The organism is Paracoccus tegillarcae (assembly GCF_002847305.1).
GTDB classification, from domain to species: domain Bacteria; phylum Pseudomonadota; class Alphaproteobacteria; order Rhodobacterales; family Rhodobacteraceae; genus Paracoccus; species Paracoccus tegillarcae.
The window spans coordinates 2,925,669-2,949,551 of sequence record NZ_CP025408.1 but is presented as its reverse complement, the minus strand read 5'-3'; the positions used below and the strand labels follow the sequence as shown (position 1 = coordinate 2,949,551).

The 23,883-nt window shown below is 62.8% G+C and carries 20 protein-coding genes; 6 read left to right on the top strand and 14 right to left on the bottom strand.

The annotated features are described in order from the left end of the window. The first annotated feature begins 346 nt into the window (after nt 1–346). The 3 genes from CUV01_RS14285 (at nt 347) to CUV01_RS14275 (ending at nt 4,996) form a co-directional block, all read left to right on the top strand. Nucleotides 347–1,396, top strand: a complete 1,050-nt coding sequence (locus tag CUV01_RS14285; protein WP_101461061.1) for a homocysteine S-methyltransferase family protein — start codon at nt 347–349, stop codon at nt 1,394–1,396. After that, the gene (gene metH, locus CUV01_RS14280) at nt 1,393–4,107 is read left to right on the top strand and encodes a methionine synthase (RefSeq protein ID WP_101461060.1); all 2,715 of its coding nucleotides are present in this window, start codon (nt 1,393–1,395) and stop codon (nt 4,105–4,107) included. The genes CUV01_RS14285 and metH overlap by 4 nt, the downstream gene beginning before the upstream one ends. A 151-nt stretch (nt 4,108–4,258) precedes the next feature. Beyond that, nucleotides 4,259–4,996: a response regulator gene (locus tag CUV01_RS14275; protein WP_101461059.1), complete on the top strand. Its 738-nt coding sequence runs from the start codon at nt 4,259–4,261 to the stop codon at nt 4,994–4,996. 101 nt (nt 4,997–5,097) lie between these two features. Here the strand turns inward: CUV01_RS14275 and CUV01_RS14270 are convergent, their stop codons facing one another. The 8 genes from CUV01_RS14270 to CUV01_RS14235 form a co-directional block, all read right to left on the bottom strand. Next, nucleotides 5,098–5,814 carry a GNAT family N-acetyltransferase gene (locus CUV01_RS14270; protein ID WP_101461058.1) on the bottom strand — a complete coding sequence of 239 codons (717 nt, stop codon included), beginning with the start codon at nt 5,812–5,814 and terminating at the stop codon, nt 5,098–5,100. A 21-nt stretch (nt 5,815–5,835) separates the two neighbouring features. Continuing rightward, the gene (locus tag CUV01_RS14265) at nt 5,836–7,008 is read right to left on the bottom strand and encodes a DUF1501 domain-containing protein (RefSeq protein ID WP_101461057.1); all 1,173 of its coding nucleotides are present in this window, start codon (nt 7,006–7,008) and stop codon (nt 5,836–5,838) included. 8 nt (nt 7,009–7,016) lie between these two features. Continuing rightward, nucleotides 7,017–8,390: a DUF1800 domain-containing protein gene (locus CUV01_RS14260; protein ID WP_101461056.1), complete on the bottom strand. Its 1,374-nt coding sequence runs from the start codon at nt 8,388–8,390 to the stop codon at nt 7,017–7,019. Between the two features lie 77 nt (nt 8,391–8,467). Beyond that, a complete protein-coding gene (gene aspS / locus CUV01_RS14255) occupies nt 8,468–10,243 on the bottom strand; it encodes an aspartate--tRNA ligase (RefSeq protein WP_101461055.1) in 1,776 nt (591 codons plus the stop codon). A gap of 59 nt (nt 10,244–10,302) precedes the next feature. Continuing rightward, complete coding sequence (locus CUV01_RS14250) at nt 10,303–10,965, bottom strand: CPBP family intramembrane glutamic endopeptidase (RefSeq protein ID WP_101461054.1); 663 nt, start codon at nt 10,963–10,965, stop codon at nt 10,303–10,305. Beyond that, complete coding sequence (locus tag CUV01_RS14245; protein ID WP_101461053.1) at nt 10,938–11,735, bottom strand: glycoside hydrolase family 25 protein; 798 nt, start codon at nt 11,733–11,735, stop codon at nt 10,938–10,940. The genes CUV01_RS14250 and CUV01_RS14245 overlap by 28 nt, the downstream gene beginning before the upstream one ends. Before the next feature lie 130 nt (nt 11,736–11,865). Further along, a complete protein-coding gene (locus tag CUV01_RS14240; RefSeq protein ID WP_101461052.1) occupies nt 11,866–12,327 on the bottom strand; it encodes a GFA family protein in 462 nt (153 codons plus the stop codon). Nucleotides 12,328–12,337: 10 nt separating this feature from the next. After that, nucleotides 12,338–13,717, bottom strand: a complete 1,380-nt coding sequence (locus CUV01_RS14235; protein ID WP_101461051.1) for an FAD-binding oxidoreductase — start codon at nt 13,715–13,717, stop codon at nt 12,338–12,340. A gap of 169 nt (nt 13,718–13,886) precedes the next feature. On the opposite strand from CUV01_RS14235, the gene CUV01_RS14230 reads away from it, so the two are divergent. Genes CUV01_RS14230 through CUV01_RS14220 form a run of 3 tightly spaced genes read left to right on the top strand, consistent with a single transcriptional unit; the run spans nt 13,887 to nt 17,360 of the window. Next, a complete protein-coding gene (locus tag CUV01_RS14230) occupies nt 13,887–14,780 on the top strand; it encodes a glycosyltransferase (RefSeq protein ID WP_157994870.1) in 894 nt (297 codons plus the stop codon). 31 nt (nt 14,781–14,811) lie between these two features. After that, complete coding sequence (locus tag CUV01_RS14225; RefSeq protein WP_101461050.1) at nt 14,812–15,624, top strand: NAD-dependent epimerase/dehydratase family protein; 813 nt, start codon at nt 14,812–14,814, stop codon at nt 15,622–15,624. 29 nt (nt 15,625–15,653) lie between these two features. Then, entirely contained in the window at nt 15,654–17,360 is a 1,707-nt protein-coding gene (locus tag CUV01_RS14220) for a chloride channel protein (RefSeq protein WP_101461049.1), read from the top strand. 21 nt (nt 17,361–17,381) lie between these two features. On the opposite strand, the gene ispG is transcribed toward CUV01_RS14220, so the two are convergent. The 6 genes from ispG to CUV01_RS14190 all read right to left on the bottom strand — a co-directional run bounded on the left by ispG (nt 17,382) and on the right by CUV01_RS14190 (nt 23,862). Beyond that, complete coding sequence (gene ispG, locus CUV01_RS14215; RefSeq protein ID WP_101461048.1) at nt 17,382–18,506, bottom strand: flavodoxin-dependent (E)-4-hydroxy-3-methylbut-2-enyl-diphosphate synthase; 1,125 nt, start codon at nt 18,504–18,506, stop codon at nt 17,382–17,384. A gap of 95 nt (nt 18,507–18,601) precedes the next feature. Continuing rightward, nucleotides 18,602–20,995, bottom strand: coding sequence for a membrane-bound PQQ-dependent dehydrogenase, glucose/quinate/shikimate family (locus CUV01_RS14210; RefSeq protein ID WP_157994869.1), 2,394 nt, complete (start codon nt 20,993–20,995; stop codon nt 18,602–18,604). Between the two features lie 99 nt (nt 20,996–21,094). Continuing rightward, nucleotides 21,095–21,754, bottom strand: a complete 660-nt coding sequence (locus tag CUV01_RS14205; protein WP_232962263.1) for a thiamine diphosphokinase — start codon at nt 21,752–21,754, stop codon at nt 21,095–21,097. 2 nt (nt 21,755–21,756) lie between these two features. After that, on the bottom strand, nt 21,757–21,966 hold the full coding sequence (locus CUV01_RS14200) for a DUF2842 domain-containing protein (protein ID WP_101461046.1): 210 nt from the start codon (nt 21,964–21,966) through the stop codon (nt 21,757–21,759). Next, nucleotides 21,966–22,565, bottom strand: a complete 600-nt coding sequence (locus CUV01_RS14195; protein ID WP_101461045.1) for an NAD(P)H-dependent oxidoreductase — start codon at nt 22,563–22,565, stop codon at nt 21,966–21,968. The genes CUV01_RS14200 and CUV01_RS14195 overlap by 1 nt, the downstream gene beginning before the upstream one ends. A 4-nt stretch (nt 22,566–22,569) precedes the next feature. Beyond that, complete coding sequence (locus CUV01_RS14190; protein ID WP_101461044.1) at nt 22,570–23,862, bottom strand: adenylosuccinate synthase; 1,293 nt, start codon at nt 23,860–23,862, stop codon at nt 22,570–22,572. Between the last annotated feature and the right edge of the window lie 21 nt (nt 23,863–23,883).

Here is a 23,883-nt window from a genome sequence, read left to right as displayed (position 1 = left end):
TCTGATCACTGGTCAGGCGCGCGGATATATCGGCAAGGACCGTCGATTCTCTGCCTCTTTTGCGCCGCCAGCCGATAGGCGCAGGGTGACCGGTAAAAACGGCCTTGGCAACTCCATCGCCGCTGGTACGCGGGAACAGGTGGGTTGGGATTTCTGACATCGAAGTTTCTAGAGGGCCGGGTTTCGCGCCACGGCATCTGACCCCGCTCGCAGCGTGCCGGACTGAACCGCCGACATCAGAACCATGCGTCATATTCATAATTATCCTGCAGATTATGAATTCGCCTAACGCCGCTCAGGCTGTTAGTCAGGCCCGACTTTCAGCCATCACGGTCAGATTCTGCACATGTCCCAGCTTCCAGCCCATCCCGCCACAGCGCAGCTTACCGCGCTGGCCCATGAGAAAATCCTGATCCTTGACGGGGCAATGGGCACGCAGATCCAGCAACTGGGCCTGTCAGAGGATGATTTCACCGGACACGGCTCGGGCCATGTCTGCCGGCACCACAGCGATCATCCGCAAAAGGGCAACAACGATCTGTTGATCCTGACCCAACCCGAGGCGTTGGAAGAGATCCATTTCAACTATGCCATGGCGGGTGCGGATATCGCTGAAACCAACACATTTTCCGCCACGACCATCGCGCAGGCTGATTACGGGCTGCAGGCTGCCGTGCATGACCTGAACGAACAGGGCGCGCGGGTCGTGCGCCGCGCCCTGGATCGCGCGACGGCCATCGACGGCAAGCCCCGCTTTGTCGCGGGCGCGGTGGGGCCGACGAACCGCACCGCATCCCTGTCGCCGGATGTGAATGATCCGGGCTATCGCGCCGTCACCTTCGATGATCTGCGCATCGCTTATGGCCAACAGGTGCACGGGCTGATTGCCGGCGGCGCGGACCTGATCCTGATCGAGACGATCTTTGACACGCTGAATGCCAAGGCCGCGATCTTTGCCTGTATCGAGGCTTTTGCCGAACATGGCCAGCGCCTGCCGATCATGATTTCCGGCACCATCACCGATGCGTCCGGGCGCACGCTGTCAGGGCAGACGCCGACCGCATTCTGGCATTCGGTCTCTCATGCGCGGCCCTTTACCGTCGGACTGAACTGTGCGCTTGGGGCGGCGGCGATGCGGCCGCATATGGCGGAACTGGCGGGCGTGGCCGACACCTTTACCTGCGCCTATCCCAATGCGGGACTGCCCAACGCCTTTGGCGAATATGACGAAGGCCCCGATGATACCGCGCGACAGGTGGCCGAATTTGCCCGCGAAGGATTGGTCAATGTCGTGGGCGGTTGCTGTGGCACCACGCCGGACCACATCCGCGCCATCGCCGATGCCTTGGCCGGTTTCGCCCCACGCCAACCGCGCAAATTCGAGGCCGCAGCATGAACCGCTATCTGCGACTTTCCGGTCTGGAGCCCTTTGTTCTGACACCCGACATTCCCTTCGTGAACGTCGGCGAGCGGACCAATGTGACCGGCTCTGCCCGGTTCCGCAAACTGATCACCAACCGCGACTACGCCGCGGCCCTGGATGTGGCGCGCGATCAGGTCGAAAACGGTGCGCAGATCATCGACATCAATATGGACGAAGGGCTGATCGATTCCAAAGCCGCGATGGTCGAGTTTCTGAACCTGGTCGCCTCGGAACCCGACATCGCCCGCGTGCCGGTGATGATCGACAGTTCGAAATGGGAGGTGATCGAGGCCGGGCTGCAATGCGTGCAGGGCAAATCCATCGTCAATTCCATCAGCATGAAAGAGGGCGAAGACGCGTTCCGCCATCACGCCCGGCTGTGCCTTGCTTACGGCGCCGCGGTGGTCGTGATGGCGTTCGACGAACAGGGTCAGGCCGACACCTGCGCCCGCAAGACCGAAATCTGTGCCCGTGCCTATCGCATTCTGGTCGATGAGGTCGGCTTTCCGCCCGAAGACATCATCTTTGATCCCAACGTCTTTGCCGTCGCGACCGGGATCGAGGAACACAACAATTACGGCGTCGATTTCATCGAGGCGACCCGCTGGATCAGGGCCAACCTGCCCCATACCCACGTCTCGGGCGGGGTCTCGAACCTGTCCTTCAGCTTCCGCGGCAATGAACCCGTGCGCGAGGCGATGCATGCCGTCTTCCTTTACCACGCCATTCAGGCGGGCATGGATATGGGCATCGTCAATGCGGGCCAATTGGCGGTTTATGACCAGATCGACCCCGACCTGCGCGAGCGCTGCGAAGATGTCGTTCTGAACCGCCGCGATGACGCGACCGAGCGGATGCTGGAGATTGCCGAACGCTTCAAGGGCGGCACGCGCGAGGAAAAGGTCCGCGATCTGGCATGGCGCGACTGGTCCATCGACAAACGGCTGGAACATGCGCTGGTCAACGGCATCACCGAGTTCATCGAGGCCGATACCGAAGAAGCCCGCCTTGCCGCTGAACGCCCGCTGCATGTCATAGAAGGGCCGTTGATGGCCGGGATGAACGTCGTGGGCGATCTGTTCGGTGCGGGCAAGATGTTCCTGCCGCAGGTGGTCAAATCGGCCCGGGTGATGAAACAGGCCGTGGCGGTCCTGCTGCCCTATATGGAAGAAGAAAAGCGCCTGAATGGCGGTCAGGGGCGGCAAAGCGCCGGCAAGGTGCTGATGGCCACGGTCAAGGGCGATGTGCATGACATTGGCAAGAACATCGTCGGCGTCGTCCTTGCCTGCAACAATTACGAGATCATCGATCTGGGCGTCATGGTCCCGCCGCAAAAGATCCTGCAGGTCGCGATCGAGGAAAAGGTCGATATCATCGGGCTTTCCGGCCTGATCACCCCCAGCCTTGATGAAATGGCCCATCTGGCCAACGAAATGGAACGCGAAGGTTTTGACATCCCCCTGCTGATTGGCGGGGCAACCACGTCCAAGGTGCATACGGCGGTCAAGATCGCACCGCGATACAAGCGCGGACAGGCGATCTATGTGCTGGATGCCAGCCGCGCCGTGGGCGTGGTCAGCCAGCTTTTGTCGCCCGAACAAAAGGCTGGCTATGTCAACGGTATCCGCAGCGAATATGTCGAGGTGACAGAACGCCACGAACGCGGCGAACGTGCAAAGCAACGGGTACCACTGGCAACCGCGCGGGCCAATGCCAAGCAGATCGACTGGTCGGATTACAGCGTGCCGGCCCCCCGGTTTACCGGCGCCAGGGTGATTGATGACTGGGACCTGGCCGAAATCGCCAACTATATCGACTGGACGCCGTTCTTCCGCACATGGGAACTGAAAGGCGTCTATCCCGCGATCTTGCAGGACGAACGGCAGGGCGAGGCCGCGCGTGGGTTGTTTGACGATGCCAAGGCAATGTTGGCGCGGATCATCGATGAGAAATGGTTCGGGCCGCGCGCGGTCGTCGGCTTTTGGCCCGCCAATCGCGATGGCGATGACATTCGCCTGTTCGGTGATGCGGATCGGACAGCGCCGCTTGCAACACTGCACACCCTGCGCCAACAACACGCCAAGCGGCCCGGGCGGCCCAATGTCGCGCTGTCGGATTTTGTGGCACCTGACGGGGTCGCCGATTGGGTCGGTGGCTTTGTGGTCACGGCGGGACCACAAGAGGCCAGGATCGCCGAAAGCTTTGATCGCGCGAATGACAACTACTCGTCGATCCTGGTCAAGGCGCTGGCCGACCGCTTTGCAGAAGCCATGGCCGAGATGCTGCATGAACGTGTTCGGCGGGACTATTGGGGCTACGCGCCCGATGAAACTTTTGCGCCTGTTGACCTGATCGGCGAACCCTATCAGGGCATTCGCCCCGCGCCGGGCTATCCCGCGCAGCCCGATCATACCGAAAAGCTGACCTTGTTCCGGCTGCTGGATGCCGAGGCGGCAACGGGGGTGGAACTGACCGAAAGCATGGCGATGTGGCCCGGATCATCCGTCTCTGGCCTCTATATCGCGCATCCCGACAGCTATTATTTTGGCGTGGCCAAGGTCGAACGCGATCAGGTTCAGGATTACGCCGCCCGCAAGAACATTTCGCTGGAGGACGCAGAACGCTGGCTGGCACCCATTCTGAACTATGTCCCTCAGGCTACGCGGCACATCGCTGCGGAATAGGTCCAACTATCACAACCGCCTATTTTGCTCATGACCTTGCCGCAACCCAAACCTCCGGCGCCGCAATTGCGCTGCCAAACCCGATTAACCCGATCTTAGCGAATCGCGCTTTATCTGGACTGGTCACGAGAATCATGACGGGGACAAGGCGATGCTGACAGAAGTCGGGAATGGAACTACGGTTGCGGCGCTGCCGCTGTGGAATGCCAGCATACCAAACAGGCCGCTGAGCGGGCTGACAGTGCTGGTGGTCGAGGACTCGCGATTTGCCAGCGAAGCCGTGCGATTGCTTTGTCTGCGATCCGGCGCGCGGATCCGGCGCGCGGATTGTCTGAAATCCGCGGCACGGCATCTGCAAACCTATCGCCCCTCGGTGGTGATCGTCGATCTTGGCCTGCCCGATGGCGATGGCGCGGATCTGATCGCCTCTGTCGCCGCAGCGCAGCCGCGTGTGCCTGTGATCCTGGGCATGTCGGGTGATCCCGACAATGAACAACCGGCAATGGCTGCGGGTGCCAATGGCTTTCTGGCGAAACCTGTCGAGAGTCTGGCTGCCTTTCAGCAGATCATTCTGCGCCACCTGCCGCCAGAGGCGCGGACGACGGGGCTGCGATTGCTGCCCGATGACGTGATCGCGCCCGACAGCTCGGCTTTGCGCGACGACCTTGCCCACATCGTCGAGGTCATGGCCGCAGCCGAGGACACGACCGCCATCGACTATATTGCGCGCTTTCTGGCGGGCCTGGGACGTTCTTCCCATGATACGGCGCTGGAAAACGCCGCCAACGCGCTGGCATGTGACCATGCCGACGGTCGCGCACTGGCCTCTGACCTGAGCCGGATCAGTGGTCTGGTTCACGAAAGACTGGCGGCTGTGGGCGGTGTCTAGCCGGGGCGCCAACCGGTTGGCACCGGCGTGGCATGACTGGGTCTCTAGGCACGACACGGGCATCTTGCAAGCGGGCAACTGGTCCGCGCGGCCCGCGCTGTTCAGCCCGCATCCTGGCGGCCCGGAACCGCGCGGGCGGTCAGGTCAGAGAGACTTTGCCTTTGCCGACCACCCGCATCGAAATTATCGGGCGACAGCCAGGTCTGATACGCGCCACGCAATAACGGCCATTCCTGGTCGATGATCGAATACCAGGCCGTGTCGCGATTGCGACCCTTGTTGATCATATGCTGACGAAAGATCCCCTCGGCTGTGAATCCAAGCCGCAGCGCCGCGCGCCGTGATCCTGCGTTCAGCGCATTGCATTTCCACTCTACCCGACGATAGCCTGCCTCGAACGCCCAGGTGATCATCAGGATCAGCGCCTCGCTGGCAACGGCTGTGCGCTGCAAGGGTGGCGACATCTGAATATGGCCGATTTCGATCACACCATTGGGCGGTTCGATCCGCAGGAAGGACGCGATACCCAACACACGACCCGCTGCCAGGTCCCGGATCGCATAGAAACAGGGATCGGATTTCTCTGCCATGCCTGCCTGCCAGTCGCGATAGTCGTCCAGCTGATCGAATGGGCCATAGTTCAGATAATCGAAAACCTCGTCGGCACCGCGATTGGCCGCAAACAGATCAGGCGCGTGGGCATCTGCATCCAAGCGTTCAAGCCGCGCCAGACGGCCTGCAATCTCATCGGGGCCCGGCACGGGTGGCAGGGTGAAGCCGGCCAGTTCCGCGCCAAGGACGGGTTGCGACTGCTGCATCGGATGCTCCGTGTGCTGATCTCAGGCCAGCATCCCCGGATCATCGCCCATGTCCAGCCCCGGAAAGATCGACTGTTCCAGCGCATTGCGTTCGGTGCCGAACAGGCCGCGCATCGCCCAGGCCGCATAGGCCCGAACATCGCGCGTCGGCATCAGATCACGCCCCGCGTAAAGATCGCCCTCGCCCAGGCCCGGCCAATCACCGATCACGCGGCCGCCCCGGATCGCGCCGCCCGCCATCAGCATCGCGCCGCCCGTGCCGTGATCGGTCCCGCCTGAACCATTCTGCCGCGCGGTCCGTCCGAACTCGGTCATTGCCAGCACCGTGGTGCGATCCCAGTTCCCGCCCAGCCCCTCGCGCAATGCAAGGATGGCGTCGCTCAGCCGTTGCAGTGCCCTGCCGATAACTTGCGGCTGGTTGGCATGGCTGTCCCAACCTCCGATCGAGAAGCTGGCGATCCGCGTCGCTTCATTCAGGCGCGATGCCGCGAACCGGCCAAGCGCGCCGGCGGTTGCCCCACCGCCCCGGCGGCCGCCATCCATCCGCTCGGCCGCGATTTCGCCCGCCAGGGATGCCGCATCACGAAACAGCGGATCGTCGTGATAGACATGGTCCAGCAGCATCTGCGCCTGCGGAGACATCCGCAGTTGCGCGTCTGGCGCCCAACTGCGCGCCTGCGCCTGCCCGGCAAGGATCAACATATCCTCAACCCCCACCGAATAGGCGGTTTGCGACACCGCATCGGGCATGTCCTGCAACAACCGGTTCAGCCAGCCGCCCTGCTGCATGCGGACCGGCAGGTCATGGCCGGTCCCGGATTCGAGCAGATCCTGCCCATCGAAATGGCTGCGTTTGTCGCGATACGGGGTCGAGACGGCAGGCACGAAGCCCAACTGCCCCGCCTGCCACAGCGGATAAAGCGCGCCCAACCCCGGATGCAGCGCGTAGAACCCATCCAGATCCGTCGCGCCATCCGCCGGCCCGGTCGACAGGCCCGGCCTGAGACCCCTAAGCGCGGGGTCCCCGTAGGGCTGTAACACGTCCAAGCCATCCATCGCGCCGCGAAGGATGATCACCACCAGCCGATTCTCGCCCGGCGCCGAGGCAAAGCTGACGGTCGACAGCAGCGGATGCGCGGCGGCGGAACAGCCGATAAGCGCAGTTGATTTCAGAAATAGCCGGCGGCTCAGCATGATACCCCTCAGCGTCTGTTAAAGTCGTTCGAGGACAGCACCATGGCCACCCCCTCAAGCGTGGATTCCGCCTTTGGCACGGCCCATTGCAGCGGATCACCCACCGTATCGCCCAGTGCAGTCGACACCAGCTTTCGCGGATCTGGCAGTTCTTTCAGCAGCTTGGCTGGCATCTGCAAACCCCATTCGATGCGTTCTGCCAAACCCTGCGGCGTGATCCAGGCAGCGGCCGCCTCGGGCCATCCATCCGGGCCCGTCGGGCGCGTCCAGGGCTGACCCATGCGGTTGATCGGCACGTGATAAAAGCGGCGCATCTGCTGCCCTGTCAGCGCGCGAATATCATCCCCGCTCAGCCCCAGGGCACGGGTCGCGCTGGCCAGATAGTCGAAGGGCTGGCGCACCTTGGCGCGAAAATCGCGCGCCAGATCGGGATGTGCGACCAGCACGCCATAGACCGTGGGCAGATGGCCATCGCTGTCGCGCCAGCTTGCCGCCAGATCCTGCACCAGCGCGGACGATGGTGTATCCGACACGAAATGCCTGGCAAGCTTGCCGGCCATGTGCTGCGCCGTATGCGGGTGCCGGGCAAGATCGGCCATCACGGCATGGATATCCTGCATTTCCGCGCGGTCATCGCCGCCGTAACTGCGACCCAGCACCGTCTCGGCGCCGGGCTCGGCCATGGCCGGAACAAACCGGCGGTCATCGTTGCGGCGCCAGGTCAGCCCGGTCAGCAATTCAGCGAGTTGACGCACGTCCTCCTGGCTGTAATCGGCACCGGCGCCCAGAGTGTGCAATTCGATCATTTCGCGCGCGAGGTTCTCGTTCAGGCCCAGGGCACGCTCGGGATTGTTCTGGGCCGAGCGGGAATTCGGCCCGAAAGAGCTGTTCTGGTTGAGATAGCGCAGCATCATTGGATGCGTGTCGGCCGCGATCAGCAGATCGGCAAAATTGCCATTCAGATGGGGGCGGATTGCCTGATCGACAAAAGCCATACCCATCAACTGATTGGCCGCGCCATCCGCGCGAATGGTGAAATGATCCGCCCAGAACTGAACCAGCCTCTCGCCAAAGCCCGCCGGCGCCTCGACCGCGCGGGCCAGCCTGCGCTGCAGATCCTGACGCGGCAGAGCGGCCATCGCCCGGTTCATCTCGCGATAGCGCTGAATGGCAGCCTTGTCGCCGCCCTTGCGTGCCTTGGCCAGGGCCGCAAATTGCTTGGTCTGTTCGCGTATGTCTGCATGTGAAACAGCGTCAGTGCCCGGATCGCAGGCGCGCTGCACGCTGTTCAACACGGCCTGCGCATTCGGCGGCGCGGGCATCAGCGGCGACAGGCCATAGCCCAGACGAATCGCCGCAAGCAGAGGAAATGACACGTCCATATCGTTACCACAGACCAGATCAGCGAGGGCAATCGCCCCCGCCGGACTTATCGCATGGCCGCAGGCAGGATGTCAGATCACTCTTTTGGCAGAACCCGCAGGCGCAATTCGCGCATCTGTTCGTTGCTGGGTTCGCTTGGCGCGGCCATCATCAGGTCCTCGGCGCGCTGGTTCATCGGGAACATGATGACCTCGCGGATATTCGCCTCATCCGCCAGCAGCATGACGATCCGGTCGATGCCAGCCGCACAACCACCGTGCGGAGGCGCGCCGTATTTGAACGCCTTGACCATACCACCAAAGCGGTTTTCGACCTCTGATGCCGGATAGCCGGCCAGTTCGAACGCCTTGAACATGATTTCCGGCTTGTGGTTCCGGATCGCGCCCGAGACCAGTTCATAGCCGTTGCACGCCAGATCATACTGATAGCCCTTGACCGCCAGCGGGTCGGCCGACAGCGCCTCCATCCCGCCCTGCGGCATGGAAAACGGGTTGTGGCTAAAGTCAATCTTGCCCTCGTCGGTCTTCTCATACATCGGGAAGTCGACGATCCATGCAAACTTGAACTGGTGTTCCTCGGTCAAGCCAAGTTCTTTGCCGATCTCGTTGCGCGCACGCCCTGCGACGGCCTCGAACGTTTCCGGCTTGCCGCCAAGGAAGAAGGCTGCGTCGCCCTCATCCAGACCAAGCTGCTGGCGAATGGCCTCTGTGCGTTCGGGACCGATGTTCTTGGCAACCGGGCCTGCGGCTTCGGTGCTGCCATCTTCGGCTTTTCGCCACAGGATATAACCCATGCCCGGCAGACCTTCGCGTTGGGCAAAGGCGTTCATCCGGTCGGCAAACTTGCGGCTGCCGCCGGTGGGCGCTGGAATGGCGCGGATCTCGGTGCCGTCCTGTTCCAGCAGCTTGGCAAAGATCGCAAAGCCCGAGCCGCGGAAATGATCGGAAACCACCTGCATCTCGATGGGGTTGCGCAGGTCGGGCTTGTCGCTGCCGTATTTCAGCATCGATTCCGCATAGGGGATCAGCGGCCAGTCGGTATCGACCGGGCGACCGCCGCCGAATTCTTCGAAGACGCCCTGAATGACGGGCTGAACGGCGGCAAACACATCCTCTTGCGTCACAAAGCTCATTTCCACGTCAAGCTGGTAGAAATCGGTGGGGCTGCGGTCGGCGCGCGGGTCTTCGTCACGGAAGCAAGGCGCGATCTGGAAATAGCGGTCGAAACCGGCAACCATGATCAGCTGCTTGAACTGCTGCGGGGCCTGCGGCAGTGCGTAGAATTTGCCCGGATGCAGGCGCGAGGGCACCAGAAAATCGCGTGCGCCTTCTGGGCTGCTGGCAGTGATGATCGGCGTCTGGAATTCGGTAAAGCCGGTGTCCCACATACGGTTGCGCAGCGACCGGATCACCTTGGACCGCAGCATGATGTTGTCATGCAGCGACTCGCGGCGCAGGTCCAGAAAGCGGTAGGTCAGCCGGGTTTCCTCGGGGTAGTCCTGATCGCCAAAGACCGGCAAGGGCAGCTCATCCGCCGGGCCCAGCACCTCCAGATCGGTGGCATAGACCTCTATCTCGCCGGTGGGCAGCTTGGTGTTGATCAGCGACGCATCGCGCAGTTTCACGCGGCCATCAATGCGGATCACGGTCTCGGAGCGCAGCTTTTCCATTGCGGAAAAGGCCGGACTGTCGCTGTCGGCCAGCACCTGCGTCATGCCATAATGATCGCGCAGATCGACGAACAGCACGCCCCCATGATCGCGGACGCGATGAACCCAGCCCGACAGGCGGACGGTTTCCCCGGCATCGGCGGCGGTCAGATCGGCGCAGGTATGGCTGCGATAGGCGTGCATGGCGGACCTCTTTCTTTCAGCCCTCGCATGAACAGCGACGGCGCGGCGAAGTCAACCGCTCAGAACGGGCGCACGACGTTGCCCGACCAGAAATAATAGCCCATGCCGACCGCAAACAACGCATTGCCTGCCAAAGCGTGCAACAGCCACGCCGAAAGAAAGCCGCGCTGCTGATAGGCCCTGGCGAAAAACAGCCCGCCCAGAAAGGTCATGATCGCGACGACGATGCTCCAATACATCAGATGGGCAAAGCTGAAGATCGCCGCATTGGCCAGAATGGCCACGCGTCCATCGGGAAACAGGCTGCCAAAACGATGAAAGAACAGCGGGCGAAAGATCAGTTCCTGCGGCAGCGCCGACAGGATCGGATAGAGCAGCCAGATCAGAAACAGAAAGCGCAGGCGCGGTCCGGTCAGTTCGCGGATATAGTCCGGCTCGGTCGCGCGCATGATCGCATAGCCAACCGCGGCCACGCCGACGGTAAAGAGCGCGGCGAACGGCCAGTTTATCTGGTCCCAGCCTCCGATCAGCGAGCGCCAGTCGAAACCACCCGTCCGCCACAACAGGACCAGCCCCACAAGCGTCAGCGCGAACAGAGCCGCAAACATCCGCTCGGGCGGCAGAAACAGAGCAATGGCCAGCGGCGCCCCGATATAGAGCGCCGCAAACTCGGCCCAAAGCCAGGATCGCGATCTTAGCGTGACAGATGCGTCTGTAGCCATCGCGCCCACTCCGCACTGTTGCCGGCAAACGCGTTCAGATCGACATCGCCGCGAATGCCCGGAACGGTGCCGGTGCCGGTATACTGCCAGAAGCTCCAGTTTTGGCCGGGATAGCGCGCACGCGGGTGATCAGCGACCGAGCGCAGCCAGAATTCGGCGCGCATGGTGCCAAGCTGGTTGTCACGGTAGAAATCGACCGTCGTATAGATGATCGGGCGCTGGCCGTAATGACGGCCCACGATATTCATGAAGACCTCGGCCTCGCGCTTGACCTCGGCGGCTGCCGGGCGGCGCGGACAGGTGCGCGAATTGGTCCATTCCAGATCGAGCACCGGCGGCAGCGCACCACGTTCACGCGGCACATTGCGGATGAACCAGGCGGCCTGCTCGGCGCCCGTGCGGCAGAAATAGTAATAATGATAAGCGCCGCGCGGGATACGCGCCGCACCCGCCTCACGCCAGTAACGCTGGAAATTGGGATCGCTGTGATCGCCGCCCTCGGTCGCCTTGATGAAGGCAAAACTGATGCCCGCACCGCGCACCTGCCCCCAATTGATGTCCCCCTGCCAGCGCGAGATGTCGATCCCGTGCACCTGATGGCCATAAGGATGCCCGCTGCGCCAGACGTGCGGATCGTTGTCACCAAGCTGCGGCGTATTGCCACCAACATAGGTCGCGCCGCCCCCGCCACCGCGCGGCGGCGTCCGGCCACAGCTGACAACCATCGTGACCAGCATCATGGCCATCACAAGCTTTGCTAGAAGTTTCATCCCTGCCCCAAAATTGACTACCTTGTTCTTTTCAGCTTTATCGCAAAGCCGTGACTGAAAGTCACCGGGACGTGTCGGTCACGTATGCGTCAGATGACCGAATTCAGCGCACCCGACCAGGGCTCATCCCCTAGATCCCGTCGGATCCGCGCCGAAGTGCTGCCTGCACTGCCTGCCCGAATTCTTCCGGCGTGGGCGATTCATCGAATTGCGGGATGCCATCGGGCAGCAGCAGCCAAAGCTGCTTTCGTTTGGTCCAGATATGCGCAATCGGGTTCAGCCGCTGGCTGTCGTTCAGCGTGCCGGCGCGCAGGAAGATCATATCGGGCATGGCGCTGTTGCGATTGAAGATGCGGGTCCGGCAATTTGCGCAAAAGACCTCTTGAAAGTCGATGCCATCGCAGTGGCGGTCATGTGTGACGGTCTCGCCCTTGCAGTCAAAGTCGCTGGCTGCGACCAGGGCGTGTTCGCCAAAGGCACTGCCGCTGCGGGTCTGACAGTTGAGGCAGTGACAGGCATAGACATGGATCGGCCCATCCTCTGTCACGCTGTAGCCAATCTCGCCACATTCGCATTCACCGGTTGTACACATGCTCACCTCGTCAGTTCCGCTCCGGCACCAGCTTGCCGGGATTGAGGATATTGTTCGGGTCAAGCGCCGCCTTTATCGCACCCATGACCTGCCAACCCTCGCCATGTTCATCGGCCATCAACGCGCGCTTGCCGATGCCAACGCCGTGTTCACCGCTGATCGTTCCGCCCACCGCAAGTGCGCGTTCGGCCATCCGCCGGGCCAGCGCCTTGGCGCGTTTCAACTCGTCCTCATTGCCCGGTTCGACCAGCAGCGCCGAGTGAAAATTACCGTCACCCACATGGCCAAGTATCGGGCCAACCATGCCGTCGGCTGCAATATCTTCATGTGCGGCGGCCACAGCGCCGGCCAGTTCCGACATCGGCACGCAGATATCGGTCACGACAGCGGTACTGCCCGGGCGCACCGAAAGCTGCGCCGGAAAGGCCTGATGGCGCATCTTCCACAACGCGTTGCGATCTTCGGGCGTGGCGGCCCATTCAAAGCCCTGGCCACCAAAGTCATTGGCCAGTTCGCCAAAGCGCTCGGCATCGGCGGCGACGGCATCCTCGCTGCCGTGAAACTCGATCATCAGATGCGGCTGCTCGGGGAAATTCCGGCCCGCATAGCCGTTGAAGGCGCGGACCGACACTTCGTCGATGAACTCGATCCGGGCCATCGGTATGCCCGACTGGATCGTCGCCGTCACGCATTCGACCGCGCCCTCCAGCGTCGGAAAGGCGCAGACGGCAGCGGCGATCTTTTCCGGCTGCCCGTGCAGGCGCAAGGTCAGTTCGGTGATGATCCCAAGCGTGCCTTCTGACCCCACCATCAGCGCGGTCAGGTCATAGCCTGCGCTGGACTTCGCGGCCCGGCTGCCGGTGCGGATGATGCGCCCGTCGGCCAGCACGACCTCCAGCGCCAGAACATTGTCGCGCATGGTGCCATAGCGCACCGCAGTGGTGCCGCTGGCCCGCGTCGCCGCCATGCCGCCCAGACTGGCATTGGCACCCGGATCGACCGGAAAGAACAGCCCCGTGGTGCGCAGTTCGGTGTTCAGTTCCTCGCGCGTCAAACCGGGCTGGACGCTGGCCTGCATATCCTCGGACCGAACCTCGGTCACCTTGTTCATCCGCGCCATATCCAGCGACAGACCGCCGACGACGGCCAGCGCATGTCCCTCTAGCGAGGTGCCCGTGCCCCAGCCGATCACCGGCACGCCATGTCTGTTGCACAGTTGCAGGATCGCCGAGACCTCTTGCGTTGTCTCTGGCCAGGCGACCGCATCGGGCGGCGGCGCACGGTGATAACTTTCGGATCCGCCGTGATGATCGCGGTCAGCCTGCGTCGATGACAGGCGTTCGCCCAGCAGCGTTTGCAATTCGGAAAGGACGGGGGCGGGTATCGGCATGGCGCAACCTCTGACTGGTGACCCTCAGCTTATCGGCGGTTGCGAGACTAGGAAAGAACCCATGAGCCTGTCATAAATACGTCAAGCCTGCGTCATGAGGGCGTAACACCAGCAACCTAGCCTTTTAAAGGGCAGGAAAGAGCAGCAAAGAGTCAGGGATTCAACGGCCATGACATCACCGCATATCAGCCAGATCGCAGACCAGCCGCAGGCGCGCAGTTGCTATCGCGTGGCGCCGGGGCTGCGGGCCGAGTTGCCCGCACGCGCCGAACGCGCCTTTGTGACACTGGTCACAAACAATGACTACCTGCCCGGTGCCGAGGCGCTGATACGCTCGCTCAGGTTGTCGGGCACCGGCGCAGATATTGCGGTGATGCATCGCCATGTCCCGGCGGACGGGCTGGCGCGGTTGCGCGCGCTTGGGGCGCGGCTGATCGCGGCCGACCTGCTGCCCACCAGCGCCGAATTCGACGGCATCCATGCCCGCGATGCTTTGCATCGGCGCGCGGCTTTCACCCGCGGCGGCAAGCCGGATTTTCATACCCCTCTGGACAATTTCGTCAAGCTGCGGCTGTGGCAGCTGGACTATGCGCGCTGCGTTTTCATCGACGCCGATGCGCTGGTGCTGCGGCCCGTCGACAAGCTGTTCGACTTTCCTGAATTTTGCGCGGCACCCAATGTCTATGATGGGCTGGATGGGTTTCACCGGATGAACTCCGGCGTTTTCACAGCGCGGCCCGATCCCGAAACCTTTCGTCTGATGCTGGCACGGCTGGACCGGCCAGGCCAGTTCTGGGCGCGCACCGATCAGAGCTTTTTGCAGGATTTCTTTCCCGACTGGCACGGCCTGCCGATCCAGTACAATCTGCTGCAATATGTCTGGATGAACCTGCCCGCGCTGTGGAACTGGCGCGACATTCATATTCTGCATTACCAATATGAAAAGCCGTGGCAGGACCACGACAAGGCACAGGCGCTGGCGCCCCTTATCCAGCTATGGCGCCAGATCGCGGCGGGCGAACCGATCCCCGATCTGACGCAGCAAAGACGCCCCGCCGCATGATCCGCCGATTGCACTGCCACGCGATCCAACCGTGAGGATCGCCCTGACCGGCGCTACCGGCATTGTCGGAGGGTTTATCGCCCATGCCGTCCGCGAGGCCGGGCATCACCTGAATCCGTTGCCCGACTATCGACTAGGCGACAGGCCCGATCTGACAGGCCATGACGCACTGATACATGCAGCGTTTGCGCATGCCCCAGGTCGCTATCGTGGCGGCGAAGGCGATGATCATGCGCGTTTTCGGCGGCTCAATCTGAACGGCACGCTGCGCCTGTTCGATGCGGCGGTCGGCGCGGGGGTAAGCCGCGTCGTGTTCCTGTCGTCGCGCGCCGTTCATGACGGCCAGCCAGCGGGCACCGCACTGTTCGATGATCTGTCACCCAGCCCAACCACGCTTTACGGCGAGGTCAAGGCGCTGGCAGAGGCCGCGCTGGCAGATCTGCCCATCGCCAGCACCTCGCTGCGCGCGACCGGCATCTATGGGCCGGGGCGCGGGAACAAGTGGCGCGACCTGTTCGGCGATTATCTGGCGGGTCATCCGATTGCAGCGCGCATCGCGACCGAGGTTCACGGCGAGGATCTTGCCGCCGCCGCGCTGCTGGCACTGCGCGAGGATGCGCCCGCCACGCTGAACGTCAGTGATCTTGTGCTGGACCGGCGTGACCTGCTGGCCGAGGTGGCACAGCTGACCGGCTGCGCCCACCCCCTGCCCCCACGCGCGGACGCGACAACCCTGCGTCTGCCCGATTGCAGCGGGCTGGCACGGCTGGGCTGGCGGCCGGGCGGGATGACAAAGCTGCGCGCCAGCCTGCCAAGGATGCTGGACCCGACGCGGCATTTGTGATTCGCTGGCCCTGTCGAAGGGATGGCGGCATGAGTTCAGAGCAACAAAGCTGGATCAAAAGAGGGTGGCGCTACACGACGGGGCGCTGCACCCATGCGATGCAGGTCATGCGCGATCGCGGCCCCAGTCAGTTGCAGTTCTGGTTCATGGCGCTGATGATCGGGATCTGTGCCGGCTTCGCGGCACTGGGTTTTCGGTTGGGCATCGGTGCATTGCAGCGGGCAATCTATGGTGCTGACGATCTGACCATGGCCAGCACGGCCTTTCATCTGCCGTGGTATTGGGTGCTGACCGTGCCGATCATCGGCGGCTTTGTCGTGGGCCAGATCCTTCACCGCTTTACCCCTGACGGGCGCTGCCGCACGGTCTCGGACGTGATCGAAGGCGCGGCGCTGGATGGCGGACGCGTCGAGACAAAGGCCGGCCTTGCCTCGGCTGCCGCATCGCTGATCACATTGGGCAGCGGCGGCAGTTCGGGCCGCGAGGGTCCGGTGGTGCATCTGGCCGCCGTGATCTCGACCATGGTTGCCGAACGGATCAAGGCCAGCCCGATGACCGGGCGCGACCTGCTGGGCTGCGCGGTGGCGGGCGCTGTTGCTGCCAGCTTTAACGCACCGATTGCCGGCGCGCTTTTCGCCCATGAGGTCGTGCTGCGCCATTTCGCCATCCACGCCTTTGCCCCCATCGCCATCGCCGCCGTCGCGGGCACCGTCATAAACCGTCTGGAATTCGGAAATGTTGCCGAATTCTCGCTGCCGCACGGAAATGATCTGGGATTTTATGTCGAATTGCCGGCTTTCATGCTGTTGGGGCTGCTTTGCGCGCTGGTCGCCGCGGCCCTGATGAAGGCTGTTTTCAGCGCCGATGATCTGGGCCGCTATGTCCTGGCCCGCACCGGCTGGCCGCGCTGGCTGTTGCCGACCATTGCGGGCGGGTTTCTGGGCCTGATCGCCATTCCCTTCCCTGAAATCATCGGCGTCGGCTACGAGACGACCTCGGCGGCGCTGACCGGTCGCATTGGCTTTGGCGAGGCGATCATCATCGCCATGGTCAAGGCCGTCGCGGTGGCGATCACGCTTGGCGGGCGCATGGGCGGCGGGATCTTTTCGCCCTCGCTGGTCATGGGGGCGCTGACCGGGCTGGCCTTTGGGATCATGGCCACGGGTTTTCTGCCCGAGCTTTCCGGCTCGGAGAACCTCTATGCGCTGGCCGGAATGGGTGCTGTGGCGGCGGCGGTGCTGGGCGCGCCGATCTCGACCGCGCTGATCGTGTTCGAGATGACCGGCGACTGGCAAACGGGGATCGCCGTGATGACGGCGGTGTCGCTGTCTTCTGCGCTGGCCTCGCGGCTGGTCCATCGGTCGTTCTTCCTGACACAGTTGGAAAACCGCGATGTGCATGTGGCTGAGGGCCCGCAGGTCTGGTTGCCCCAGAAAATGCGTATCTCGACGGTCATGCGGCCGGTGACAGAGGATGAGGGGCCGTCATCCGATCTGGTCCGCAATCTGGCGATCAAGGGCAACGCGCTGGATGAGGGGATGCGGCTCGATCAGGCGCTGGCCGAGTTCGAGCGCATCGGGGCCGCGTTCCTTCCGGTGATCCGCCCGTCAGAGGAACCAGTTGATGACAGTGAGGCAGCCCCCGACCCCGAGATCATCGGGATCGTCTATCATGTCGACGCCCTGCGTGCGTTGAATCAGGCCTTGGCCGAAGCTGCCGCCGAAGAACATAGCTGACAGGCGGGCCTGACGGTCGGGCTATTCGGCGGCTTTCGTCGCCTCTGCCTCGATCCGGGCCGCGCGTTCCTCGACCAGTTCGACGATGTGATCGACCATCTGATCGTTGCTCAGCTTGTGGTCCTGCTTGCCCGCCAGATAAACCATCCCGCTGCCCGCGCCACCGCCGGTAAAGCCGATATCGGTCATCAGCGCCTCGCCCGGCCCGTTCACGACGCAGCCGATAATCGACAGCGACATCGGCGTCTTGATATGTTCCAGCCGCATTTCCAGCGCCTCGACGGTCTTGATGACGTCAAAGCCCTGTCGCGCGCAGGACGGGCAGGAAATGATCTGCACGCCGCGCGTGCGCAGGCCAAGCGTCTTCAGGATTTCAAAGCCGACCTTGACCTCTTGCACCGGGTCCGCCGACAGCGACACCCGGATCGTATCGCCAATGCCCGACCACAGCAGATTGCCCAGCCCGACAGCCGATTTCACCGTGCCGCCGACAAAGCCGCCGGCCTCTGTGATACCAAGATGGATGGGCGCGTCTGTGGCCTCGGCCAATTGCTGATATGCTGCGGCGGCCAGAAACACGTCGCTGGCCTTTACGCTGATCTTGAATTCGTGGAAGTCGTTATCTTCCAGCAGCTTGATGTGATCCAGACCGCTTTCGACCATCGCGTCGGGGCAAGGCTCGCCGTATTTTTCCAGCAGGTGCTTTTCCAGCGAGCCGGCATTGACGCCGATCCGCATCGAACAGCCGTGATCGCGGGCGGCCTTGATGACCTCGCGCACGCGGGTGGCATCGCCGATATTGCCGGGATTGATGCGCAGGCAGGCGGCACCGGCCTCGGCGGCCTCGATCGCGCGTTTATAGTGGAAATGGATATCGGCCACGATCGGCACCGGGCTTTCGCGGCAGATTTCCTTCAGTGCCTTCGTCGTCTCCACATCAGGCGCACTGATGCGGACGATATCGGCGCCGGCATCGGCGGCTGCGATCACCTGCGCCAGCGTCGCGCGCACGTCATGGCCATCGGTATTGGTCATGGTTTGCACAGAGATCGGAGCATCGCCGCCGACCGGCACATTGCCAACCATGATCTGCCGCGATTTGCGACGTTCGATATTGCGCCAGGGACGGATCGGATTGTGGGTCATCTGGACCTCCGGGTTTCGCCCTTGCAGATACGCCAAACGCAAATGACGGGCAACCACAGCCGCCCGTCACTAATCTGTGCGCTGCCAGCCGCCGGTCAGCCGGGCAAGGCAAAGGCAACGATGTAATCGCCCATATTAGAGAAATTATACCGCGCGCCGCCGGCCGAGATAACGATATATTGCCGTCCATCGGGTCCGACATAGCTCATCGGGGTGCCCTGTGATCCGGTCGGCAGATCGCCTTCCCACAGCAAGTCGCCGGTCTCGACGTCAAAGCCGCGCAAGACGAAATCCTGTGTGCCGGCATACCAGGCAATACCGCCGCCGGTGATCATCGCCCCGCCAAGCGGCGGCAGGCCGACGTAAAAGCCCAGCCCCGGCGTGACGTCGCCAAAGGCAAGATCCCTGGCGGTGCCCGCAGGATGCTCCCAGATCTGCCGACCCGTGGCCAGATCGACACCGACGATGGCGCCCCAGCTGGGTTCGAGGCAGGGAATACCAAGCGGCGAGGTAAAGTTGCTGCGCTCCATCCCGTAGGGCGTGCCATCCATCGGGGCATAGGGACCGCTTTCGCCGGTATATTGCATGTCCGGCGTCACCTCGGCGCGCGGAACAAGGCGCTGCACCAGTGGCATGGTCATTTCGGCGGCAACCATAATGTTGCGCGTTTCATCGACGGCGGTGCTGCCGAAATTCATCCCACCCATGGCGCCTGGATAGACAAGCGACCATTCGGTCGATGGCGTGGTGAACTCGCCCTCATAGCGGTATTTCTGGAACATGATGCGGCACAGCATCTGGTCGATGGGGGTGGCGCCCCACATCTTGCGCCCTTCCAGCGGCTCGGTGCCGATGGCCGCCATTTCAACCGAATAGGGCTGTGTTTCGGCGTAATATTCCCCCTCGATCGTGCCATCCGATGGCGGCGCGGGGCGATCCACAACTGCCTTGATCGGCGCACCATTCCGCCGGTCCAGTACAAAGATCTGCGACCGTTTGGTGGTCTGGATCAGCCCCGGAACGACGCCGCCATTGCCATCGGGAATATCGGCCAGAACAGGCTGCGCGGGGAGGTCGTAATCCCACAGGTCGTGGCGCACGGTCTGGAACTTCCACACCTCGTCCCCGGTCTCGAGGTCCAGCGCCACGACGGCGGAGCTATAGGCATCGTCAAAATCGCGCCGGCCGCCGCCCCAGATATCGGGCGTGGCATTGCCAAGCGGCAGATAAACCATGCCCAGTTCCAGATCATAGGCCATCAGCGACCAGACATTGGGCGTGCCGGGGGTATAGCTTTCGCCCGTCGGTGGCAGCCCCTTCAAGTCGGGATTGCCCAGATCCCAGACCCAGGCCAGATCGCCGGTCAACGCATCGTAGGCGCGGATCACACCCGATGGCTCGCCCACCGTGACGTTGTCTGTCACACGCGCGGCCACGATGATCTTGTCGCCCGCCACCAAAGGCCCGCTGGAACTGGTCAGATATTCGGCATCGGTCTCACCCATGCCCGTCCACAGATCGACGGTTCCACCCTCGCCAAAGGTTTCGCACGGCTGGCCATCCTCGGCCCGGACCGAGATCAGCCGCGAATCGACCGTGGTCTCGACAATACGCGGACCGCAGGCATCGCCGGGGCCGGGATCGAAATAGCCGATGGATCGGCAGCGCTTCCAGTCGGTGGATGCGGCCTGCGGATCGAACTGCCATTTGATCTGGCCCGACACACCGTCCAGCGCAGTGATCTGCCCCACCGGGCCACAGTGATAGACCGTGCCATCGACATAAAGCGGCACCGTCTGGTCCTGTTCGCTCTTTGCCTGATCGGCGACAAAGCCGGTTTGGGCGGTCCAGGCAACATCCAACTGGTCAATATTATCGGCGGTGATCTGCGTGTCGGGCGCAAAGCGTGTGCCGCTGCCGGTGCGGCCATAAGCGTACCAGTTGTCGCCGGCCTCAACTGTCGTCGGCGCGGCCTGCCCTGCCGTCACGGCGACCGGATTTCTGATGATATCATGCGGGAAGAACATCGAGACCAGCCACACGACGAAACCTGCCAGTGCGGCAACACCGCCCCAGACATAGCCGCGCGCCTTGCCCGGACGTTCAGCCGCCGACAATTTGGGCACGATCAGCATCGCCAGACCGGCCAGGAAAAGCGGCGCGATCAGCCGGGGCACCAGTGGCCAATAGGTCAGGCCCGCTTCGTAAAATGCCCAGAGGGCTGTCAGTAGAAAGACGCCCAGATAGACATGGACGCCCCACATCCGGCCTTTCCAGATATGCCAGGCGGCATAGGAAATGCCCGCTCCGGCGAGCGCATAGTACCATGATCCACCCAGGGTGATCAGGTAAACACCGCCCAGCAGCAGTGGGATGCCCGCAATGAACAGCAAGGCAGCCACAAACCGCACCCAGGCGGAGACGGCGTCTTTGCGATGTCGTTTGTTGTCCGGAACCGTTGTCGCATCTTCTGGTCGCTGATCAGTCATCTTCATCTCACCTTTAACAGTTGATTTGGATGAAACGGCCGGGTGTCCTCTCGTTGAAACTATGCGCCCGCGCAGTCGGAACGCCTGATTGGCCCGTGTTTACCGTTCTAAAGGCGTCGCAAGGGCGGCACCCAGCATGTCGCGCGGCAAGAGTACAAGCATTCGACCCTGCATCGTCAGCTGCACCGGTCCGGTCACGCGGTTCGAGGTGCCGCTGCGGCCATCCGGTGCAAATTCCAACCCGTCAATGGGCCATTCCAGACCCTGACTGGTTCCGCGCGAGGAACCCATTGGAAACAATGATAACCTTGAACCGGGGGGTAGGTCCAGACACAACCTGGGCGGGCATAGAAAGATGATGTCCTCGGCAGCGATCAGGATCACGCGTCGTGCCGGAAATCGCGTCATCACGTTCAGCGCAGCCAGCGTATGATCCAGCCTGAGACCGGAAAAGCCGATGGCGATCACGAATGGCGCGTCGATGCGCGACAGACATTTCTGAAAATCGGTGCTGTCCTGTTCGGCGACGTGATGCAGGGTTTCGGGCGGCAAAATCGCCCGCGCCTCCTGCGACAACGAATCGAAATCGCCGATAACAGCTGTCGGGCGTTGCCCCAGTTTCAGCGCGGCATCCGCCCCACCATCAGCGGCGACCAGCACCGGTGCGACCGCCAATGCCTGCGACATATCCTCGGGCGTGACCGCCCCGCCACCAATCAGCGTGACACCGCCCGCCGAAGAGACAACCGCCGCAGCCACCCCTAATCCTTGCCAACGCCGCTGAAGAGGCGCTTTAGCGGCAGGATCCAGATGACGCCCAGCCCGATGACCACCAACAGCTCTGTCCACCAACTCAGCCGGCCATATGTATCAGACAACCAGCCCAACAGCATCCAGGCTATGATGATATAGCCCGGCAGCCCGATCAAAAGCACCAGGATCGACAGACGTTTGCGGGTTTTCAGATCCATTACAGTTTCTCTCCGCGCCGCAGGCCGCTGGCCGTCTTGGCCAGGCGCTGCAGTTTGTTGCGCCATTTGGGCAGGTTCTTTTCGGCCCCACCCCGGCGCACCATGCCGAAATAGGCCATTCGGATCGGCTTGAAGCCCACAAAGCCCAGCACCTGCCGACGATAACGCCAACCGATCGGGTCGAAATAGACCAACCGCAGATAGGGCGGCGGCGTGTCCATCGTGACGATCACATCGGCCGAACGGCCCTTGAGCAGCCGGTCCCAGAACAGATCCTTCTGGTGATAGCGAAAGGCGCGGCGCGGCAGCAGGATGCGGTCCCAAAAGCCCTTCATTCGCCCCGGCTCGGCGCCCCACCACAGCGGAAAGGCCAGCACCAGATGATCGCAAGCCTCGATGTGGTCCAGCGCCGCCGCCAGATCGGGTTCCAGATCGGGCATGTCCGCGTAACCGCGCGACAGATCGGCGTTGAAATCCAGATCGCGCAAAGCCAGGCGCGTGATCTGTGCATCGGCGGGCAGTGCCTTCTGATAGCTGTCCATCAGATGCGCAGACAGCCGGTCGCTATCGGGATGGCCGTCGATCAGCAGGACGCGCATCGGATCAATCCTCGAACGGGTCTGTCACAAGGATCGTGTCGTCGCGTTCCGGGCTGGTGGACAGCATGGCGACGGGGCACTGGATCAGTTCTTCGATCCGGCGCACATATTTGATCGCCTCGCCCGGCAAATCGGCCCAGCTGCGCGCGCCAGCGGTGGATTCGCTCCAGCCTTTCATTTCTTCGTAGATCGGCGTCACCTTGGCCTGCAATGCGGCGGCGGTGGGCAGATAATCGAAACGCTCGCCGTCGATTTCATAGCCGACGCAGATCTTTAGCGTTTCGAACCCGTCCAACACGTCCAGCTTGGTCAGCGCGATGCCGTTCACCCCGGAAATCGCGCAGGTCTGACGCACCAGAACCGCATCGAACCAGCCACAGCGGCGCTTGCGCCCGGTGACGGTGCCGAATTCGCGGCCCCTTTCGCCCAAACGCTGGCCGTCTTCGTCGTCCAACTCGGTCGGAAACGGACCTTCGCCGACGCGGGTGGTGTAGGCCTTGACAATGCCCAGCACGAAATCGATCGAGCCCGGCCCCATGCCGGTACCAGCCGCCGCCTGCCCGGCAATGACCGTCGACGAGGTGACATAGGGATAGGTGCCGAAATCAATGTCCAGCAGGCTGCCCTGCGCGCCCTCGAACAGGATGCGTTTGCCGGCACGGCGGGCTTCGTTCATTACCTTCCACACGGGGGCTGCGTATTTCAGGATCTCGGGCGCGATCTCGCGCAGGCTGTTCAGTACGGCCTCGCGGTCGATGGGCTCCATCCCAAGGCCCGAACGCAGCGCATTGTGGTGAACCAGCGCGCGATCCACACGCAGTTGCAGGGTTTCCTCATCCGCCAGATCAGCCACGCGAACGACGCGGCGACCAACTTTATCCTCGTAGCAAGGGCCGATGCCGCGACCGGTGGTGCCAATGCGGGCGACGCTGTTTTGTGCCTCGCGCGCGCGATCAAGTTCGCCGTGGAAGGGCATGATCAGCGGTGTGTTTTCCGCCACCATCAGCGTCTCGGGCGTGATTTCGACGCCCTGCTCTCGGATCGACGCGATTTCCTTGACCAGGTGCCACGGGTCCAGCACGACGCCATTGCCGATCACCGACAGCTTGCCGCCACGCACAACGCCCGAGGGCAGCGCGTTCAGCTTGTAGACCTCGCCGCCGATGACCAGCGTGTGGCCGGCATTATGGCCGCCCTGAAAGCGCGCGATCACATCGGCCCGCTCTGACAGCCAGTCGACGATCTTGCCTTTGCCCTCGTCGCCCCACTGCGCGCCGACAACCACCACATTGGCCATGAAATGCCCCCTTCCGGTCCG

Excerpts from the sequence above, each read along its gene's own strand:
- CUV01_RS14220 (WP_101461049.1), top strand. The coding sequence starts at position 15,654 with ATGAGTTCAGAGCAACAAAGCTGGATCAAAAGAGGGTGGCGCTACACG.
- aspS (WP_101461055.1), bottom strand. The coding sequence starts at position 10,243 with ATGCACGCCTATCGCAGCCATACCTGCGCCGATCTGACCGCCGCCGAT.
- CUV01_RS14235 (WP_101461051.1), bottom strand. The coding sequence starts at position 13,717 with ATGCCGATACCCGCCCCCGTCCTTTCCGAATTGCAAACGCTGCTGGGC.
- CUV01_RS14285 (WP_101461061.1), top strand. The coding sequence starts at position 347 with ATGTCCCAGCTTCCAGCCCATCCCGCCACAGCGCAGCTTACCGCGCTG.
- CUV01_RS14250 (WP_101461054.1), bottom strand. The coding sequence starts at position 10,965 with ATGGCTACAGACGCATCTGTCACGCTAAGATCGCGATCCTGGCTTTGG.
- CUV01_RS14240 (WP_101461052.1), bottom strand. The coding sequence starts at position 12,327 with ATGTGTACAACCGGTGAATGCGAATGTGGCGAGATTGGCTACAGCGTG.
- CUV01_RS14195 (WP_101461045.1), bottom strand. The coding sequence starts at position 22,565 with ATGCGCGTCCTGCTGATCGACGGCCATCCCGATAGCGACCGGCTGTCT.
- CUV01_RS14260 (WP_101461056.1), bottom strand. The coding sequence starts at position 8,390 with ATGGACGTGTCATTTCCTCTGCTTGCGGCGATTCGTCTGGGCTATGGC.
- CUV01_RS14230 (WP_157994870.1), top strand. The coding sequence starts at position 13,887 with ATGACATCACCGCATATCAGCCAGATCGCAGACCAGCCGCAGGCGCGC.
- CUV01_RS14270 (WP_101461058.1), bottom strand. The coding sequence starts at position 5,814 with ATGCAGCAGTCGCAACCCGTCCTTGGCGCGGAACTGGCCGGCTTCACC.
- ispG (WP_101461048.1), bottom strand. The coding sequence starts at position 18,506 with ATGACCCACAATCCGATCCGTCCCTGGCGCAATATCGAACGTCGCAAA.
- CUV01_RS14210 (WP_157994869.1), bottom strand. The coding sequence starts at position 20,995 with ATGACTGATCAGCGACCAGAAGATGCGACAACGGTTCCGGACAACAAA.
- CUV01_RS14265 (WP_101461057.1), bottom strand. The coding sequence starts at position 7,008 with ATGCTGAGCCGCCGGCTATTTCTGAAATCAACTGCGCTTATCGGCTGT.
- CUV01_RS14200 (WP_101461046.1), bottom strand. The coding sequence starts at position 21,966 with ATGGATCTGAAAACCCGCAAACGTCTGTCGATCCTGGTGCTTTTGATC.
- CUV01_RS14190 (WP_101461044.1), bottom strand. The coding sequence starts at position 23,862 with ATGGCCAATGTGGTGGTTGTCGGCGCGCAGTGGGGCGACGAGGGCAAA.
- CUV01_RS14275 (WP_101461059.1), top strand. The coding sequence starts at position 4,259 with ATGCTGACAGAAGTCGGGAATGGAACTACGGTTGCGGCGCTGCCGCTG.
- CUV01_RS14245 (WP_101461053.1), bottom strand. The coding sequence starts at position 11,735 with ATGAAACTTCTAGCAAAGCTTGTGATGGCCATGATGCTGGTCACGATG.
- metH (WP_101461060.1), top strand. The coding sequence starts at position 1,393 with ATGAACCGCTATCTGCGACTTTCCGGTCTGGAGCCCTTTGTTCTGACA.